This is a genomic window from Acinetobacter sp. YH12027, from assembly GCF_013420085.1.
GTDB lineage: Bacteria > Pseudomonadota > Gammaproteobacteria > Pseudomonadales > Moraxellaceae > Acinetobacter > Acinetobacter amyesii.
Map to the genome: position 1 here is coordinate 1 of NZ_VOYW01000010.1, position 16,265 is coordinate 16,265.

The following is a 16,265-nucleotide window of genomic DNA, read 5'->3' on the forward strand; positions in this document are numbered from 1 at the left end:
GCATGTATTTGGCAGTTTGAAAACCTTCAAAATTCTTGCTGAGCGATATCGCAATCGAGGCAAAAGACTAGCATTAAGATTCAATCTAATTGCTGGAATTTATAACTTGGAGCTGAGTGAAAAATGAATTATGAAAGAAATCTATTCTTCTTCATTTTAATGGCCTACTCTCTCTAATTTGAGTAACCCTATATTGATCATACTGAACAGCATCACTTTGAAAATATGCATTATCAGGATGATGAGATAATCATTTTTTAGCAATCACATGGCTTTGTTGCATAAATATGTAAGCATCTGATTTAAATAAATTTAATTTTGGATCAAAAAACAATCAAAACTTTTAAAATCATATAGTTATGAAATCTTTGTGCAACACAGCCCAATCACATTATAATTTATTTTGACCTAAAATACTGTAGCTCAATCAAATACTACATCTATATTTAAGTATTTTTTTTATATCAGTTCGCGCCACCATACGGAATATCTTCCAGTATTCACGCATTATTCAGCCATTAAAATTCCGCCCCAAAAACTAAATTCAACCATTCAAAAAAAACCACCAGTAAAACTAGTTTAACTGGTGGAATAAATTCTAATGATTCGCTACTTGCGCATCTAAAGTTCTAAACTTTGAATTGATAAAACTATAGGTTCCATAATATAAAAAAATCGCATTTCCGATTACATCCATTTCATAGCGCTTCATAATAATATTATTGATCCGCCCCTGACTAGCATTCAGCTCATTGCGAAAAACATCTCTATCTCTGCTATTCTTAAATTTAAGCGCAATAAGCCCAACCTCTTTGTTTTTTTCCTCCAGTATATAAATACGAGATTCTAATCCACAGATTAAGTGCACAGAGGGCGCAATTTTTTTCAGAAAATTTTTCTTTAAATCCTGTTCGGCAAATTTAGCTCTAGCAACGCCTCTTGCTGCGCTGTGCATTTGCACAAATGCGTAATTATAAACATTCAATTCATGTTTTTCTTGAGCGCTGAAACTGCAGTTTGCGTAGGAAAGCGTGCTGGCAAAAAAGCATAATATAAAAATTTTTAAATTCAGATATATGTTCATAAAATTCCTCTGTTATAAAGTTCGCCCGTCCGCGTGTCATAAATGTTGTAATCTTTGATTTTTGGTCTGACCGCTTTGTGATAGGTAATTTTCGCTTTGACCTTCTTAAGCTCACTTTCACCCGACAATTCCAGCATTTTTTGGTTAAACACACTAAATCCTTTATGTCCAAAAACTTCTAAACAGCCTGCTGTACCATACATATCATCCATTGAGCAGGTATCCGGCCCATCGTGAATGAGGAAATTTCCTGTCACAATCCAAGCGCCGTTCTCGGCTTTATCTGTACTATGTAGAATATATTCTTTGTACCAGGTCAATTTATGAACCTGCTGATCCGCCAGTCCGGCGACTGACAAAATGGTATTGCCTTTTTTGTCGATTACGCAGCGTGGGCCGAATCTGCAAACTTTAAAGTAATATCCTTTTTTATCCTTGGTATACATATGCAGACGGTATAAAGGCACTTTAACCGCTGTATACGGGCTGCCGTGAGGATAGCCCCACATATACATATAGCTGTTTGGAATCGGTTTACTCGCTAGTTCCAGCAAAACCTCATTCTTTTTGCAATTGGTGATGGCATTCTGTTTATTCGCCATTTCTTTTCTTATTTGTTCAAATGGATCAGACATCAGCGGCCACCATATAACTTTCTAATTGTAATATTTTCATTAAATCGGGTTCATCAGGGTCTTTCAAAAACGGACATTCCCGGTTGAATTTATTCACATCAAATTTTATTTTCTGCGCAGCAATGACAAATCGCTCAATATAAGGGATTTCCAGTATCTCGCATTGCAGTGCATAATCAACGATTGCTGAAATTTGATAAAAATCTGCATTATTTTTTTTGCAAAAATTTATTTTAAAGTATTCTATTCTTTTTTCGAAAATCGATTCGAACTGCGCATCCTCAAGCATGATCAACGTTTTTAAACAGTCTGTACTCTGATAAAAATGCGAACGGATTTCTCCATTAAAAAGAACCGTAAACGATTCAAAACCTGAAAATACAATGTGTTTCTGCTCAACATTTAAAATGTCAAATAATGAAAATACAGTAAATGGCTCATACAGTTTGCACATTGAATTCTCAAAATTGGAAAAACTGAAGCATTTTTTAAACAGCGCATTTAAGACTTCATCCATTTCCAACCGGCTACTGATAACAATATATTCATTGAACTGGTTTAAAATGTTCTCGTTATACACAGCTAGCACAGGAGAAAATTCTAATATTTTAGGATTATTAAATTTTTCAAAAAGATATTTAAAATCAAAACCGTTTAATGCTTTTTTTGCCTGCTTATACTGCAGCAGATCAATTAAAATATATGTATTCATTGTTTAGCCTTTTATAAAAAAGGTTAAATTTTTCAGAGATGATATCAAACACTCAACACAAATATTAGGCATCACGCCTAAATCAGCGCTCTGCGTTTGCCCAGCTAAAAATTGATGCTGCCCTGCCTTCACCTCAAACTTACCAGCCGTAGTAGGCAATACACCCGCACTACTAATTTCAATCTGGCTACCACCCGCAACTAAAACAATTTTTTTGCTCGCTTTGATTTCAACTTTATCTTCTGTGGAAATAATTTGAATACCCTTTCGTGCAATCAAATCTGCCCCATCTCCTTGGGCTTGGATTTCAACTTTGCCTTTGCCTGCATAAGCACGTAATCCCTCTTGTGCTGCAAATAGACTGATCTTGCTTTGTGCATGGGCAATTAAGGATTTTTGACTGCTGAGGTTGATGCTATCCCCTGCACTTTGGCTGATCTGTCCATCTGCTGAAAGATGAACATCTTCCTGACTACTTACAGCAATTGAGTTTGGTGCAGATAAAATCATTAAGGCTTGTTTAAAGGCATCAGCTTTTTCTTTACTGCCTTTTTCGATTTGCCGAAGGAAGTTTTTTAAATTATCCAAGACTTCAAGTGGGTCAGTTTGTTGATTTTTCGCCACTTCACTTAAGGCTTTACTGCTGTTTAAGTTGGCTTCGATTTGTTCTTTCGCCGCTTGTGCGTCGAGGTGCATTGCTGCTGCTTGTTGTTGTGGGTGTGTACTAACAAGTAGCCCCTGTCCTGCACGCACTGCACCCCATTGGTCGGTTCTCAGTTCAAAGCCTTCGCCTCTTCCCTCACTTTCTGCGGTTTCTTTGGGATGACTGAGGTTCCCTAGGTTGAGCTGAGTGGCGCCATGGGTACTTTGTAATTGTGTTGATATTTGTCCAGTCGTGTCATCAAAGCGTAGTTGTCCAAAGCCTTCACCTTGGACTTCCTTACTTTTTATTCCAGCCAGTTTTTTGGTGTCTGGCAGTTTGCCTTTACTATCAAATTGGGTTGGACTGCGCTGTGCTTCATGTATGCGCCCCACCACAAATGGTCGGTCGATGTTACCGTCAAAGAAATCGATGACCACGATTTCATTAATACGTGGTAAGAAACGTGCACCATAGCCTTCACCGGCCCATGGGGTAAGCACATCGACCCATGCAGAGTCCGTATCATTGTCATTGCTGCCTGCACCGCCATCATGGCTGTGGTCATCTCCACGGGTAAATAAAAAGCGGACTTTGATACGCCCCCATTCATCGACATGTATTTCTTCACCACTTGGCCCAACGACTTTAGCCCGTTGCGGATGGGTGCTTGGACGGTGTTCGAGTGGGTTATATGCAGGAACCGTCGCAATATTGCGGCGTTGTAATGTGAGCTGATTGGCCTGACGCTCGGCCTGTTCATGGATCGGTTTAATGTTCCACTGACTTTGTTCAATCAGTTGATTGACTTGTTCAGTAAGGTCTTTGGGTAAGTTATTTTGGTTATAGAATTTCTTTTCTGTGATTAAAAATTGTTTGTCTGCACCACTGTGTTGATCAATTTCTGGGTGTTCATTCAATTCAAACCAATAACCGACTTGTGTATCACGCACAGTCGATTGTGCATTGAATTTTTTCGATTGTAGCTCGTGATAGCGCGTTAGGTTTTGATTCAGTTTTTCAATCTGACTGTTTGATGAAGCGGTAGCTTGGTCTTCGCCTTTTAAGTCTTGCATCCATGCAGGGCTGATATGCCATGCTTGTTCCAAACTTAAACTGGCATTGTCTTGGCTTTGGCTATGCTGATGTTTGCTTTGAACTGAGCCTGCGCCTTCTTCTTGGCTCAGTCCATCGGCTTGCCAGCGCTGCACATGGACCGCAGTCGGTTGAATGCTACGTTCACCGATCAAGCTGGTGATGCTGTCTTGTTTTTCTGTGGCACTAGAGCGATGAAAGCGGATACTACGACGGCTGAGTGCTTGATATTGGCTATTGTCATCAATCAGGCGGAGTTTTTGTTTTTCGATCGGGCTACTGGAATGCATCACTTTCAATTGCGCTTCATCGATGAGCCAATTGATGCCTTCACTGCGCCAAAGACGCGTTAAAAAGTCATAATCGCTTTCATTCGACTGCATGATGAAAGGTCGTACATCATAGTTCTGACTTAAACCGCTTAGATCTAGCGTTAGACTGGCAGCAAAGAGCGGACTTTTGCTTTGCCATTCTTTAAAGAGAGTTTCACTGACATCGCGCACCGATTTGTTCATAAACACACGGCTGTTCCTGCGTTTATGCCACAGCGATGTTGCATCTTCTAAAGTGAGTTTATACAGCGTGAGTGAACCGTCACTCTGGCCTTGGGTGGCTTCGGTAATAATACCCGTGGTGCGGAAGAGTTCGCCCTGATCGGTCACTTGATCAACGGCGACTTGTACGCCAATAAATTGTTTTAGTGGAATAAGTGCATTCGTAGATAGGCAAATCAAAGTCGCTTGCAGGCCTTGGTTTAAGACATGCTCCCCATCAATACGTTGAATAAAAAGCTCGTCATTCAACGCTGGGTTGGAAAATTGCAAATGAATGGCACGTTTTTTGGGCGGATAAGCCTAATTTTTCAAGTATAAGAGCAATCGAATTTAACATTTTAAAAGTCTGTTTTTTAAACTTTGTATAATTATGCTGCGAATGATATAGGCTAGCCATCAGACTTGACCAGCCTATTTTATTAATAAAAATGTAACATCTTAATAATTATTATTTTTTACAATCTCTTAAATTAACCTTTCTGAACCAAATAATGGAATTCTTTATTTCCATTTTCATCAAGACGTTCTTCTTGAAGCAAAAGCTCATGACCTAAATGCATACAAAATTTCGGAATATCCCAAGAGGTCGAATTATCTGTTGCAAAAACCTCCACAATATCACCCGATTTTGATTTACGAATGGCTTGATGCAACATCATCACAGGCTCAGGGCAACGTAAGCCACGGGTGTTTAATTGAATTGATGGGGGCACAGAAGGCTCAGACATTAGAAAACTCAGCATTAAAATCTAACGCTATTTTAGCATAATCCTGAAGACTGAATGTTAGCTTGAAAAATGCAGGTGATAGTCTCTTAAAATGACTTGATCGCTCATCCATCTAGATCAACATTAACAATAGACAACTGTATTTTCTACGGTATGATAAAATCATCATTTATTAGATATTAAGAGTCTTTAGGAAAGATCATGCAAGAGGAATCCGGCCCGTCGTGGGGCATGCGCGGCTTACGTAAATGGCTGGGCACTGCACCAGAAACCCGTGACGAACTGTTGAAATTGGTACAAGATTCACGTCGCTTCTTAGAACCCGATACAGTTGCCATGCTCGAAGGGGTACTCGACTTACCTGCAACTAAAATCCGCGAGGTCATGACCCCCCGTACTGCGATGATCAGCTTACAAGAAGATGATGAGCTATTAGATATTTTGCATGTACTTGTCGAATCTGCACACTCACGTTTCCCCGTCTTTTCCTCAGACCAACCTGACAATGTCGTCGGTATTTTATTGGCCAAAGATTTGTTGCCATTTTTGACAGAACCGACCACCAAAGTCGATATTCGTGCATTAATGCGTCAACCCTTATTTGTACCTGAGAGCGCACGCTCTGACCAAGTTTTACGTATGTTGAAAAATACTCAAACCCATATCGCTGTAGTGATTGATGAATATGGCACAACTTCAGGTTTAGTCACTTTAGAAGACATTCTTGAAGAAATTGTGGGTGAAATTGAAGATGAACACGACAAAGTTGATGAAGAAGCTCAATTTATCATTCCAGATGAAGACCCGTTAAGTGCAAATACATGGTTGGTTCAAGCACTTACACCAATTGAACACTTTAACAATCTTTTAGATGCTGATTTTTCAGATGATGAAGTAGAAACTGTGGGCGGCTTACTGCTACAAGAAATGGGCTTGGTCAGTGATTTACAAGGTCAAGTGATTGAACTTGAAAACTGGGAATTTACCATTTTGGAGGCAGATGCACGTACTATTCATCTGATCCGAGCTGTCCGTAAATGAGAACCTACTTTGATAAGCTGCTAAACCACTCAGAACAAAAAAAACAGCTACCTTTCATCTATCCTTTGCTGATTGCATTATTTTCAGGTGCCATCTTCAGCTTGTCGCTGGCACCTTATCATTATTGGTGGTTGGCAATTTTATCTCCAGCCCTGCTGTATGCTTGCTTAAGTCAGCGTGCCCCTAAACAATCGTTTTTCATTGGTCTAGCTTATGGCTTTGGCTTATGGTTTGTCGGGGCTTTTTGGCTGTATACCTCGATCCATGTCTATGGTGATACCAATTCAGCACTGAGTGTTTTGATGATTGCCATTATGGCGATTGTGATGGGGCTGTTTACCGCAGTTCAGAGTTGGCTCTACCGCCGCTTCTTTCCAGAAACACCACTGACCTTTGCGCCACTGTGGGTGTTTTTCGAGTGGAGTAAAACTTGGGTCTTTACCGGTTTTCCATGGCTGTTTGCAGGTTATGCCTTTACTGAACGATTCCTCGATGGCTATGCGCCATTATTCGGGATCTTTGGGGTATCTTTCGCGGTCATTGTATTGGCCTGCGCCTTGGTTGAAATCCTGCGTAAACGCATCTTTTGGATTGTTCCATCTGCCCTTGTTTTGCTCGGTGCATGGGGTGCAGCGCAACTGCAATTTGTTCAACCTAAAAATGAAAAACCGCTGAGTGTTTCTTTAATTCAAGGCAATATTCCACAAGATTTAAAATGGTTAACAGAATACCAAGCTCAAACCTTAATGAAATATGCGTCATTAAGTCGGACCGAATGGGGGCGTGATGTCATTGTTTGGCCAGAATCCTCCATTCCAATGTTCCAAACCGATATTGAGCCGTTTTTAGATGCAATGAAAGTCCAAGCCAATAAAACAGGCACGGCTTGGGTGACAGGTATTCCCTATTGGGACTTGACAGAATCACAGCAAAACCAACACCCTATGTATTACAACACCATCATGGCAACTGGTGATGAATCTTCAGGTCTATACAAGAAGCAACGTCTAGTCCCCTTTGGTGAATACATTCCGCTTTCAGGGATGTTAAGTTGGGTACTGCCAGCCTTACAAAATGACCCGTCGATGAGTGGTTTTTCACGTGGTGCAAACAACCAAAAACCTTTGAATGTTAAAGGTCATGATTTAGGTGCGGCGATTTGCTATGAAGTGGCTTATCCCAACTTAACGCGCCGTAATGCCAGTCAAAGTGACTACCTAGTGACTATTTCCAATGACGCTTGGTTTACTGGAACAGCGAGCCCACATCAGCACCTACAAATGGTTCAAATGCGTGCCAAAGAAAATGGCCGTTGGTTTATCCGTGCAACCAATACCGGCATTACCGCCTTTATTGATCATAATGGTCACATTGTGAAACAGGCACCGATGGATAAAGATGCGGTACTTCGTGGTGATTTACCTGCCATGCAAGGCGAAACACTTTACACTCGCTTAAGTGATTGGCCTGTGTTGATTTTCTCATTCTTGCTATTGGTTCTCGGTTGGATTTATCGACCGCGTAAAGTTGATATTTCTTTTAAATCACGCCGTTGATTCCGCTACAAAAGATCAAAAAAAACCGAGCTTTGGCTCGGTTTTTTTATTGTTAAACGTTCAACGTGCCAGCTCATCCTACTTTTTCAAAGTAACTTGGTGCCTAGGGGAATCTCTGCATCAGGCACACAAAGAGCAACATGCCCCTCTGCATTATGAAAACCTGTGACCAAACACTCTGACTGGATCGGACCAATTTGTTTTTTCGGAAAATTCACGACAGCAACGACCAATTTCCCCACTAGATTTTCCGGCTGATACAGCTGTGTAATTTGCGCACTGGATTATTTAATGCCCAATTCCTCTCCAAAATCCACATGGAGAATGTACGCGGGTTTACGTGCTTGCTCAAAGACTTCAGCCTGCACAATTTTCCCCACACGTAATTCAACTTTCAAAAAATCTTGCCAATCAATCTGTTGCATTTTTCCCTCTTTTCTTCTCTTTGTTGTGCTTCATCTGACTATCTATGCATTATAAAAATTTGATTCAGGCTGACGATATGTGAAGCAGACATTCGATGCGTCAAAACGGACAAAGTAACGTCATCTTAGAACAAGTTTCACATTAATGTAGGCTAACTGTTCATTAGCACGAGACATAAAAAAACTGGAGCAAGCCCCAGTTTGGAAGGTTAATTTTGGGGTTATAACTGAGTAACTAAATAGGAAAGCATGGCAGCTAAAGACACCATTGGAATATATCGATAAAGACGAACAACCATTTGTTCGATGGCAGATGCATGTTCTTGTTTTAAATTTGCCACAGTCGCTTTTAATGCAGACCAAAAACTTAAAGCCAGTAATGAACTCATTAAGCTCATGGCAAAGAAGCCCACCATAATTTGGCTACTGCCCTCAGTGCTTTGCCATAAATACACAATGCCTTGACTGATCGGCAGAATACTTAAAATCAAAAGAACAGATTTCAGCATAGACCAATGAAATTGGTTAATTTCATCCGTTAATAATAATGCTTTCATACTATCCTCCATGGCTAAAAAAGTACCATAAAAGATATTATGCTCGGTTTTATTTAAATGAAAAGCCTATATTTATTCATATTTTACGATTATTGTAATCAATAAAATTGGGAATAATTCTTATTATAACCCGAATCGCGGATAAGAAATTGACTTGAAAAATATGAGGACTAGAGCCATCAGTTGAGTTACCACACAAAACTCACAACTCTATCCTCATGTTTAATAGTACCGAATTATTTTGCGTAATTGATGATTTCTTTCTTAAATTTGAAGCAACTTATTGGCAATTCCTTAAGCAAAGCCATCGTTTCTCAAGAATTCGAGCGGCTCACTTGAGTCTTTCAGAAATCACCTTTATTGCTATTTGGTATAAATGCTCTCATTTCACTAATTTCAAAGCATTTTTCACATGGCTAAGGCAGGATAAAAGCTCTTTATTTAAGAGCTTACCCTGTTACCAACGGCTGATTCACCTCATTAATACGCACCAGTTGGCACTACATGCTTTACATGTAGCCTTAATGAAAGGTCAACGGAGCCAATATTTATGGATTGACTCAACCACTTTACCTGTCTGTAAAAATCAACGAATTCAACGCCATAAATCTCTAGCAGAAATTGCATCTCGTGGTAAAAGCTCGATGGGTTGGTTCTACGGCTGTAAATTACATATTATGATGAATCAACTTGGAGAAGTCGTTTGTTCAGCATTATCCAATGGACATGTGGCTGACATAAGAATGGTTGAGCATTTGGTTGAAGGCTTGGAAGCAAAGCTTTACGCGGATCGTGGTTATATCAGTCAGGATTTAAAAAACAGATTAAAAGAACAAGGTATTGATTTAATTACTTATCATCGAAAGAACATGCGGTCTGTCAACTCTGTACATCAGATGCATATCACTTAAAACAACGTAATAAAATAGAAACGTTATTCAGCTTATTGAAAGGTCAATACAATTTGGTGACGAGTAGAGCTAGAAGTATCTCAGGCTTTTTAAGTGGTATTTACGCATCACTATGTGCATACCAATTAACTCAGCAGCATAAGCCCACAATTCAAATTATGCAGTCATTGGCTTAAACAGGATTCGGGTTATTATAAATATCACATATTTTATATTATGTTATTTAAAGTAAATTCAACAACTTAATATTAATTTTATAATTAAGATTTATTATCACTTCACTCAATATTGAAACATCCTATTAAGTGAAGTGATTAATTCCATTAAAACTGAATTTATAATTATTCTCAGTTAGTGTTTATAGTAAATATCAGCATCATTTTCTTCACCGCCAGACTGACCATCCGCACCAAATGAATAAAGATCATAAGGACGGCCTTCAGAACCTGGAATCACATATTGAATGTCATTGTCCCAACTGTCTTTTGGATAGCCACCTTTGATGTAGCCACCCGGCAACCAGTTTTTAGCAGACTCAGGTTTGGTGACCAAAGCATTTAATCCGCCGTCTTGCATTGAAGGGAATTTACCATTGTCCATTTTGTATTGATCTAATGAGCCAGCGACACTTTTTAAAGTAATCGCCGTAGTATCAACTTTGGCTTTTTCACCACGGCCCATCACGTTCGGTACAATCAGCGCTGCCAAAACACCTAAAATGACAATGACCACCATCACTTCAATTAAAGTAAAACCTTGTTGCTTCATATTTTTTGTCTTCACTTGCATGTTACAAATCTCTGTTCACATCATTGTTCGAATGTCTTAAATCATATTATTCATATTCACGATTGGCAGCATCACAGCAATCACGATCACCAGTACAATGCTCGCCATAAATACCAACATCAGCGGTTCAAGCAACGCCAATAAAGTTGAAATTAAAGTCGTCACTTCTCGGTCTTGCATCGTCGACGCACGTTCTAGCATCCGATCTAATTCGCCTGAACTTTCACCACTTTTGATCATTTGTACCATCATCGGTGGGAAATAACCACTTCGCTCAAGCTGTGTTGCTAAATTACCACCTTCTGTTACTTTCTCTGCCGCAAGGTTGACCGAATCTCGAATCACCCAATTATTACTGACCGCTGCGCCAATTTTTAAAGCATCGACCAAAGGCACGCCAGACTTGGTTAAAATCGACAAGGTACTGGCAAAACGAGCGGCATTAATGCCTTTAGACAGTTTGGAAAATAATGGTAATTTCAAGGTCAATCGGTCAAAGGCATAATGTCCCGCCGCTGTTCTGAGGAATCGAACCAAGAGAAAAATCGAAACTACGCTACCGACCAATAAAAATGGCCAGGCCATTCGAATAAAATCACTGGCTTTCATTAAAGCGACCGTTATCCACGGCAAGGCATCTTTGCTTTGGTCAAAGGTTTTGACAATATCTGGGACCACATAGGTCATGAGTCCCATCACAATACCGAAAGACATTAACATCAGGATGATGGGATAAATCATCGCACCCTGCACTTTTTTTTGCATGGCGAAGCGGTTTTCGGTGTAATCAGCAAGTTGGTCGAGAATGAGATCGAGATGACCTGAACGCTCACCTGCTGCAATCGTGGCAATATACAGTTCAGGAAAGCGTCCCGCTTGTTGTAGTGCGTTGGCTAAAGAATGTCCTTCCAAAACTTTAGAACGCACCGACATCAACAGGTTTTGCACATGGGCTTTTTCGTTTTGTTTTCCCACAGCACGAATCGCTTCTTCTAATGGTATTGCAGCGGCAACCAAAACTGAAAGTTGGCGAGTCAATAAAGCCAAGTCATAGGCATTCAGCCCTTTTTGAAACCAGCGCTGCTGCGCGTGTTTGTCTTTTTGCTCTATCGGATCGACAGCAACTGGAATGAGTGACTGATCTCTGAGCTGTTGACGAATTTGACGCGCAGAATCACCCTCAAGTACACCCTTCTGCTGCTTCCCTGAAGCGTCTATGGCAGTAAACTGATATGCAGGCATTGTAATGCTCTAATTTTCCAAAATTTCTATCAGCGCAGTTGCGTCTGACCATCAAAATCATTCATATTCTTAGATATAAAATATGAGCTCACTCTAACACAACTCCTTTACGATCACGACGAAATTTAATCAGGAACTTATCCACGTTTTATGGCAAATTCAGCGAGCATTGCAACACCTATTTACCGCGTTCGAGTCGCCGTTCCGGTATATTTATACGACTGCTTCGATTACAGCTTAAACCAAGAGCAATACCAACAAGCTGAAGTAGGTGCACGCGTTGCTGTATCTTTTGGTCGGCAAAATTTGACCGGTATCATCGTGGAAAAAATTGCTCCCGATGCACCACTCGATTCAAGCTTTAAACTCAAGGCCATTACCGAACTTCTTGATGATCGTGCCATTTTAGATGAGAAAGTTTTAAATTTATTGACATGGTCTGCACAGTATTACCAATTTCCGATTGGTGAAGTGATGCAAAGTGCCCTTCCGACGCTGTTACGCCAAGGAAAGCCCTATAATTTATTGGCACGGACATGGAATCTGATTGACCATAATGCTGAAGCCAAAATTAAACGTTCAGAGCGTCAACAAGAGGCGTATAAAATACTAAAATTACATCCCACAGGCACAGGTGAAAATCTTTTAAATTTGTCAGGTGTGGAAACCGCGACACTCAAAGCATTAGAGAAAAAAGGCATCTGCCAATGTGTCTTGGCGGAACAGGACTTTAGCCCGATGCCCATGAGCATGGCGCAAATGCCACTCACTGCAAATCCTGAGCAAAAGAAAGCCATTGATCGGGTGTTAAAGGCGCGTAATCAATATCAGGCATTTTTACTTGATGGTCTCACCGGCAGTGGTAAAACCGAAGTCTATTTACAAATCATGCAAGAGATTCTAAAGCAAGGCAAACAAGTCTTGGTTTTAGTGCCTGAAATTGGACTTACCCCACAGACCATCAGCCGTTTCCAATCACGCTTTCATTGCAATATTGCTCTACTACATTCGGGTTTAAACGATTCAAAACGTATGCAAGCTTGGCAAGCGGCGCAAACAGGTAAGGCATCTATTATCTTAGGCACGCGTTCTGCGATTTATACGCCACTGCCTAATTTGGGTTTGATTGTGATTGATGAAGAGCATGATCTGTCCTTTAAACAACAAGAAGGCTTTCGCTATCACGCTCGGGATGTCGCACTTTACCGTGGGCATCTGGAACAATGCCCTGTCATTTTAGGTTCTGCCACGCCTAGTATCGAGTGCTATGCACTGGCGAAACAAGGCAAAATGACCGTACTGGAATTGAACCAACGTGCGGGCACTGCGGTCATGCCGAAAATGCACATCCTTGATCTGAAAGTGGCACAGAAACAGCATGGAATCAGCCAATTATTAATTGGTGAAATCCGTAAGCGCCTTGAAAAAAAAGAACAAGTGTTAGTGTTCTTAAACCGTCGTGGATATGCCCCGGTTTTAATTTGTGAAAGCTGTGCATGGCAGGCCAAATGTCCGCACTGTGATGCCAATTTCACGGTACACCGCACACCCTATCAACACCTACATTGTCACCACTGCGGCACCATTCACCGTATGCCAGAGCATTGTCCACAGTGTAATCACCAAGAACTGAAATCCGTGGGTATGGGTACAGCGAAGGTTGAAGAAAGCCTAAATGAGCTATTTCCGCAGCATGACGTTATACGGGTCGATCGTGATTCCACCAGTCGAGTCGGCAGTTGGCAAAAAATCTATGACAAGATTCAAAAAAGCGAACCTGCCATTTTACTCGGTACACAAATGCTGGCCAAAGGACATCATTTCCCTTACGTCACCTTGGTGGCGATTTTAGATATCGATTCAGGTCTACTGAGTGTGGACTTCCGTGCCATCGAGCGTACTGCACAGCTCATTGTACAAGTCACTGGGCGTGCCGGCCGTGGTGAACGTAAAGGCGATGTGTTTTTACAAACCCTAAGACCCGACCATCCGCTTTTGAATATCTTGGTCAATGAGGACTATCGAAAATTTGCCAAAGAAACCATGAAAGAACGGGAAATGGCACAAATGCCACCGTTTCGCTATGCCGCATTGGTGCGCTGTGAGTCCAAAAACCAAGAACTCAATACTGAATTTTTACAGCAACATGCCCAATTGCTGCGTCAGGACTCTGCTGGAATTATTGACATTTGGGGGCCGATTCCTGCCCCGATGGAGCGCAAAGCGGGACGTTATCAATCCCACATGGTTTTACTGTCTACAGATCGTGCGCGCTTACATTATTATCTGCGTTATTGGTGGCAAAACATCTTGCATAACAAGCCATCAAATATGAAATTGAGCCTCGATATAGACCCACAGGAACTCAGTTAAACGCGTACAATTCAGTCTGAAAAATCAGTCATACTGAATTGCAACTTTCGACCAAAAATACCACTCTAGGACGAGTAAATGTCACTACTGTTACAGATCACAATTTTCCTTGGCGCATCCTTATTGCTTGTCCCTTTGCTCAAGCGCTTTGGTATTGCAACGGTATTGGGATATCTGTTCACCGGTATTTTGCTCGGCCCCGATGTCTTTAACATTGCCAGTGATCCCGAAGCGATCCAAGAGCTCGCTGAATTTGGCGTGATCTTACTGATGTTCCTGATCGGACTCGAACTTCGTCCACAGCGGCTATGGAGCATGCGTAGTTCTATTTTCGGCATGGGCAGTTTACAAGTCGGTCTGACCGGTCTGCTTTTAGCGCTAGGCAGTTTTTTTGCCTTACAACAAGGCATTGCAGCCAGTATCGTTATCGGTTTCGCTCTGGCACTCTCCTCTACTGCCTTTGTCTTGCAGATGCTGAGTGAAAAACAGCAATTAAACACCACCTATGGGCAACAATCCTTTTCGATTTTGCTGTTTCAAGATATGGCTGCAATTCCGCTGATTGCAGTCATCCCCCTGCTCGCAGGGACAGAATCATCACATCACGGAATCGCCTATTTCGCTGCCATCATTGCGACTTTTTCAGGCTTATTTTTATTTAGTCGATACTTAATGCGGCCTTTTTTCCGCTTCGTCGCGAAAAGTGGTGCACATGAACTGATCACCGCTGTCGGTTTATTTATAGTGCTGGGTGTCGTGGTGTTGATGGATGTACTTGGCATCAGTACCACACTCGGAGCATTTTTGACTGGCGTGCTATTGGCAGACTCGGAATTCCGCCATGAACTCGAAGCCAGTATTGCTCCGTTTAAAGGGCTTTTACTTGGTCTGTTCTTTATGACCGTGGGCATGACCACGGAACTGTCATTATTCGTTGAAATGCCATGGTTCATTATCGGTAGTGCGTTGGCACTGATGCTCATCAAAATGGCGTCACTTACCGCGATTGCGCGTTATCTTAAAAATTCATGGCGCAACAGTATTTTACTGGCAAGCTGTTTGGCTCAAGGCGGTGAATTTGCCTTTGTGGTCTTTAGTGTGGCGAAAAGTGAAAATGTCGTACAGCAAGCCATTTTGGAGCCATTAACCCTCATCGTCACCTTGTCGATGGTGTTGACCCCTATGTTGTATTGGTTAATACAATCACAAATTTTGCCACGTTTTAATCCAAAAACCATTCCCAAATATGACGACATTCCGGATGAACATAATCCTGTGATTATTGCGGGCTTTGGACGTTTCGGACAAATCATTGCTCGTGTGGCGCATTTACAGCATTTGTCTTTTACCGCCATTGATAGCAACTTAGACAAAGTCGATTTCGTACGTAATTATGGTGGTCATCTATATTATGGCGATGCCACACAACCAGATATTTTACGCGCTGCGGGCATTGAACATGCCAAAGTGTTCGTCCTTGCCATAGATGATATTGAAGACTCGATGAACGTGGCGCGTCATATTCGCCTGAATTACCCTCAGTTAAAATTATTGGTCCGTGCGCGTGACCGTCATCAGGTGCATCTGCTGCGTGATTTGGGGATTGAGCATATTTGGCGTGAAACCTATTTATCGTCTTTAGGAATGGCCTATCACATGCTGTGCGACTTAGGCATCAGCGATGAAGATGCCTATAAAAGTATCGAATTGTTCCGTGATTATGATGAAAAACTGCTGACTCAACAGCAGCAAATCTATACCGATGAACAAAAAATTTATGAAACGCATCGTAACGCTTTAGCTGAACTGGAACATTTGTTTGAAAGCGATGCGCAAGCCCGTGAAAAACCTACAGGTGTTGATTTACAACGCAGCTTACAACGTCATCGTATTGATGTCACAAGAGATGATAATGAATGACTT

The 16,265-nt window shown here is 41.3% G+C and carries 12 protein-coding genes and 3 pseudogenes; 6 read left to right on the top strand and 9 right to left on the bottom strand.

Features of this window, described 5'->3' with window-relative positions; all coding sequences use genetic code 11:
* Window positions 1-127, top strand: a pseudogene (locus tag FTT94_RS04480) (IS5/IS1182 family transposase); the annotation flags it as partial.
* Between the two features lie 471 nt (window positions 128-598).
* On the opposite strand, the gene FTT94_RS04485 reads toward FTT94_RS04480, so the two are convergent.
* The 5 genes from FTT94_RS04485 to tusA all read right to left on the bottom strand — a co-directional run bounded on the left by FTT94_RS04485 (window position 599) and on the right by tusA (window position 5,448).
* Entirely contained in the window at window positions 599-1,084 is a 486-nt protein-coding gene (locus FTT94_RS04485; protein ID WP_180041839.1) for a hypothetical protein, read from the bottom strand.
* Entirely contained in the window at window positions 1,081-1,719 is a 639-nt protein-coding gene (locus FTT94_RS04490) for a hypothetical protein (RefSeq protein WP_180041841.1), read from the bottom strand. Before FTT94_RS04490 ends, FTT94_RS04485 begins: the two co-directional genes overlap by 4 nt.
* Window positions 1,712-2,431: a hypothetical protein gene (locus tag FTT94_RS04495; RefSeq protein WP_180041843.1), complete on the bottom strand. Its 720-nt coding sequence runs from the start codon at window positions 2,429-2,431 to the stop codon at window positions 1,712-1,714. The genes FTT94_RS04490 and FTT94_RS04495 overlap by 8 nt, the downstream gene beginning before the upstream one ends.
* 3 nt (window positions 2,432-2,434) lie before the next feature.
* Window positions 2,435-4,990, bottom strand: a complete 2,556-nt coding sequence (locus tag FTT94_RS04500) for a type VI secretion system Vgr family protein (protein ID WP_373686013.1) — start codon at window positions 4,988-4,990, stop codon at window positions 2,435-2,437.
* A 200-nt stretch (window positions 4,991-5,190) separates the two neighbouring features.
* Window positions 5,191-5,448: a sulfurtransferase TusA gene (tusA, locus tag FTT94_RS04505; RefSeq protein ID WP_078189780.1), complete on the bottom strand. Its 258-nt coding sequence runs from the start codon at window positions 5,446-5,448 to the stop codon at window positions 5,191-5,193.
* Window positions 5,449-5,649: 201 nt separating this feature from the next.
* Here tusA and FTT94_RS04510 point away from each other — a divergent pair, with 201 nt between their 5' ends.
* Both FTT94_RS04510 and lnt read left to right on the top strand, forming a co-directional pair.
* Window positions 5,650-6,489: an HlyC/CorC family transporter gene (locus FTT94_RS04510; protein WP_078189781.1), complete on the top strand. Its 840-nt coding sequence runs from the start codon at window positions 5,650-5,652 to the stop codon at window positions 6,487-6,489.
* A complete protein-coding gene (gene lnt / locus FTT94_RS04515) occupies window positions 6,486-8,045 on the top strand; it encodes an apolipoprotein N-acyltransferase (RefSeq protein WP_180170306.1) in 1,560 nt (519 codons plus the stop codon). Before FTT94_RS04510 ends, lnt begins: the two co-directional genes overlap by 4 nt.
* An 86-nt stretch (window positions 8,046-8,131) precedes the next feature.
* On the opposite strand, the pseudogene FTT94_RS04520 reads toward lnt, so the two are convergent.
* Together FTT94_RS04520 and FTT94_RS04525 are read right to left on the bottom strand one after the other, a co-directional pair.
* Window positions 8,132-8,470, bottom strand: a pseudogene (locus FTT94_RS04520) (tRNA-binding protein).
* A gap of 221 nt (window positions 8,471-8,691) precedes the next feature.
* Window positions 8,692-9,027, bottom strand: coding sequence for a hypothetical protein (locus tag FTT94_RS04525; protein WP_078189783.1), 336 nt, complete (start codon window positions 9,025-9,027; stop codon window positions 8,692-8,694).
* A 218-nt stretch (window positions 9,028-9,245) separates the two neighbouring features.
* Here FTT94_RS04525 and FTT94_RS04530 point away from each other — a divergent pair.
* A pseudogene (locus tag FTT94_RS04530) lies at window positions 9,246-10,114 on the top strand (IS982 family transposase).
* 175 nt (window positions 10,115-10,289) lie between these two features.
* Here the strand turns inward: FTT94_RS04530 and gspG are convergent.
* Together gspG and gspF are read right to left on the bottom strand one after the other, a co-directional pair.
* On the bottom strand, window positions 10,290-10,727 hold the full coding sequence (gspG, locus tag FTT94_RS04535) for a type II secretion system major pseudopilin GspG (protein WP_078189784.1): 438 nt from the start codon (window positions 10,725-10,727) through the stop codon (window positions 10,290-10,292).
* 36 nt (window positions 10,728-10,763) lie between these two features.
* A complete protein-coding gene (gene gspF / locus FTT94_RS04540; protein WP_078189785.1) occupies window positions 10,764-11,969 on the bottom strand; it encodes a type II secretion system inner membrane protein GspF in 1,206 nt (401 codons plus the stop codon).
* Window positions 11,970-12,119: 150 nt separating this feature from the next.
* Between gspF and FTT94_RS04545 the strand changes: the two genes are divergently transcribed.
* A complete protein-coding gene (locus FTT94_RS04545; RefSeq protein WP_180134469.1) occupies window positions 12,120-14,342 on the top strand; it encodes a primosomal protein N' in 2,223 nt (740 codons plus the stop codon).
* A gap of 78 nt (window positions 14,343-14,420) precedes the next feature.
* Entirely contained in the window at window positions 14,421-16,262 is a 1,842-nt protein-coding gene (locus FTT94_RS04550) for a monovalent cation:proton antiporter-2 (CPA2) family protein (protein ID WP_180170307.1), read from the top strand.
* Window positions 16,263-16,265 lie beyond the last annotated feature (3 nt).

Coding starts and splice junctions, on each gene's coding strand:
- FTT94_RS04485 (WP_180041839.1), bottom strand. CDS start 1,084: ATGAACATATATCTGAATTTAAAAATTTTTATATTATGCTTTTTTGCC.
- FTT94_RS04490 (WP_180041841.1), bottom strand. CDS start 1,719: ATGTCTGATCCATTTGAACAAATAAGAAAAGAAATGGCGAATAAACAG.
- FTT94_RS04495 (WP_180041843.1), bottom strand. CDS start 2,431: ATGAATACATATATTTTAATTGATCTGCTGCAGTATAAGCAGGCAAAA.
- tusA (WP_078189780.1), bottom strand. CDS start 5,448: ATGTCTGAGCCTTCTGTGCCCCCATCAATTCAATTAAACACCCGTGGC.
- FTT94_RS04510 (WP_078189781.1), top strand. CDS start 5,650: ATGCAAGAGGAATCCGGCCCGTCGTGGGGCATGCGCGGCTTACGTAAA.
- lnt (WP_180170306.1), top strand. CDS start 6,486: ATGAGAACCTACTTTGATAAGCTGCTAAACCACTCAGAACAAAAAAAA.
- FTT94_RS04525 (WP_078189783.1), bottom strand. CDS start 9,027: ATGAAAGCATTATTATTAACGGATGAAATTAACCAATTTCATTGGTCT.
- gspG (WP_078189784.1), bottom strand. CDS start 10,727: ATGCAAGTGAAGACAAAAAATATGAAGCAACAAGGTTTTACTTTAATT.
- gspF (WP_078189785.1), bottom strand. CDS start 11,969: ATGCCTGCATATCAGTTTACTGCCATAGACGCTTCAGGGAAGCAGCAG.
- FTT94_RS04545 (WP_180134469.1), top strand. CDS start 12,120: ATGGCAAATTCAGCGAGCATTGCAACACCTATTTACCGCGTTCGAGTC.
- FTT94_RS04550 (WP_180170307.1), top strand. CDS start 14,421: ATGTCACTACTGTTACAGATCACAATTTTCCTTGGCGCATCCTTATTG.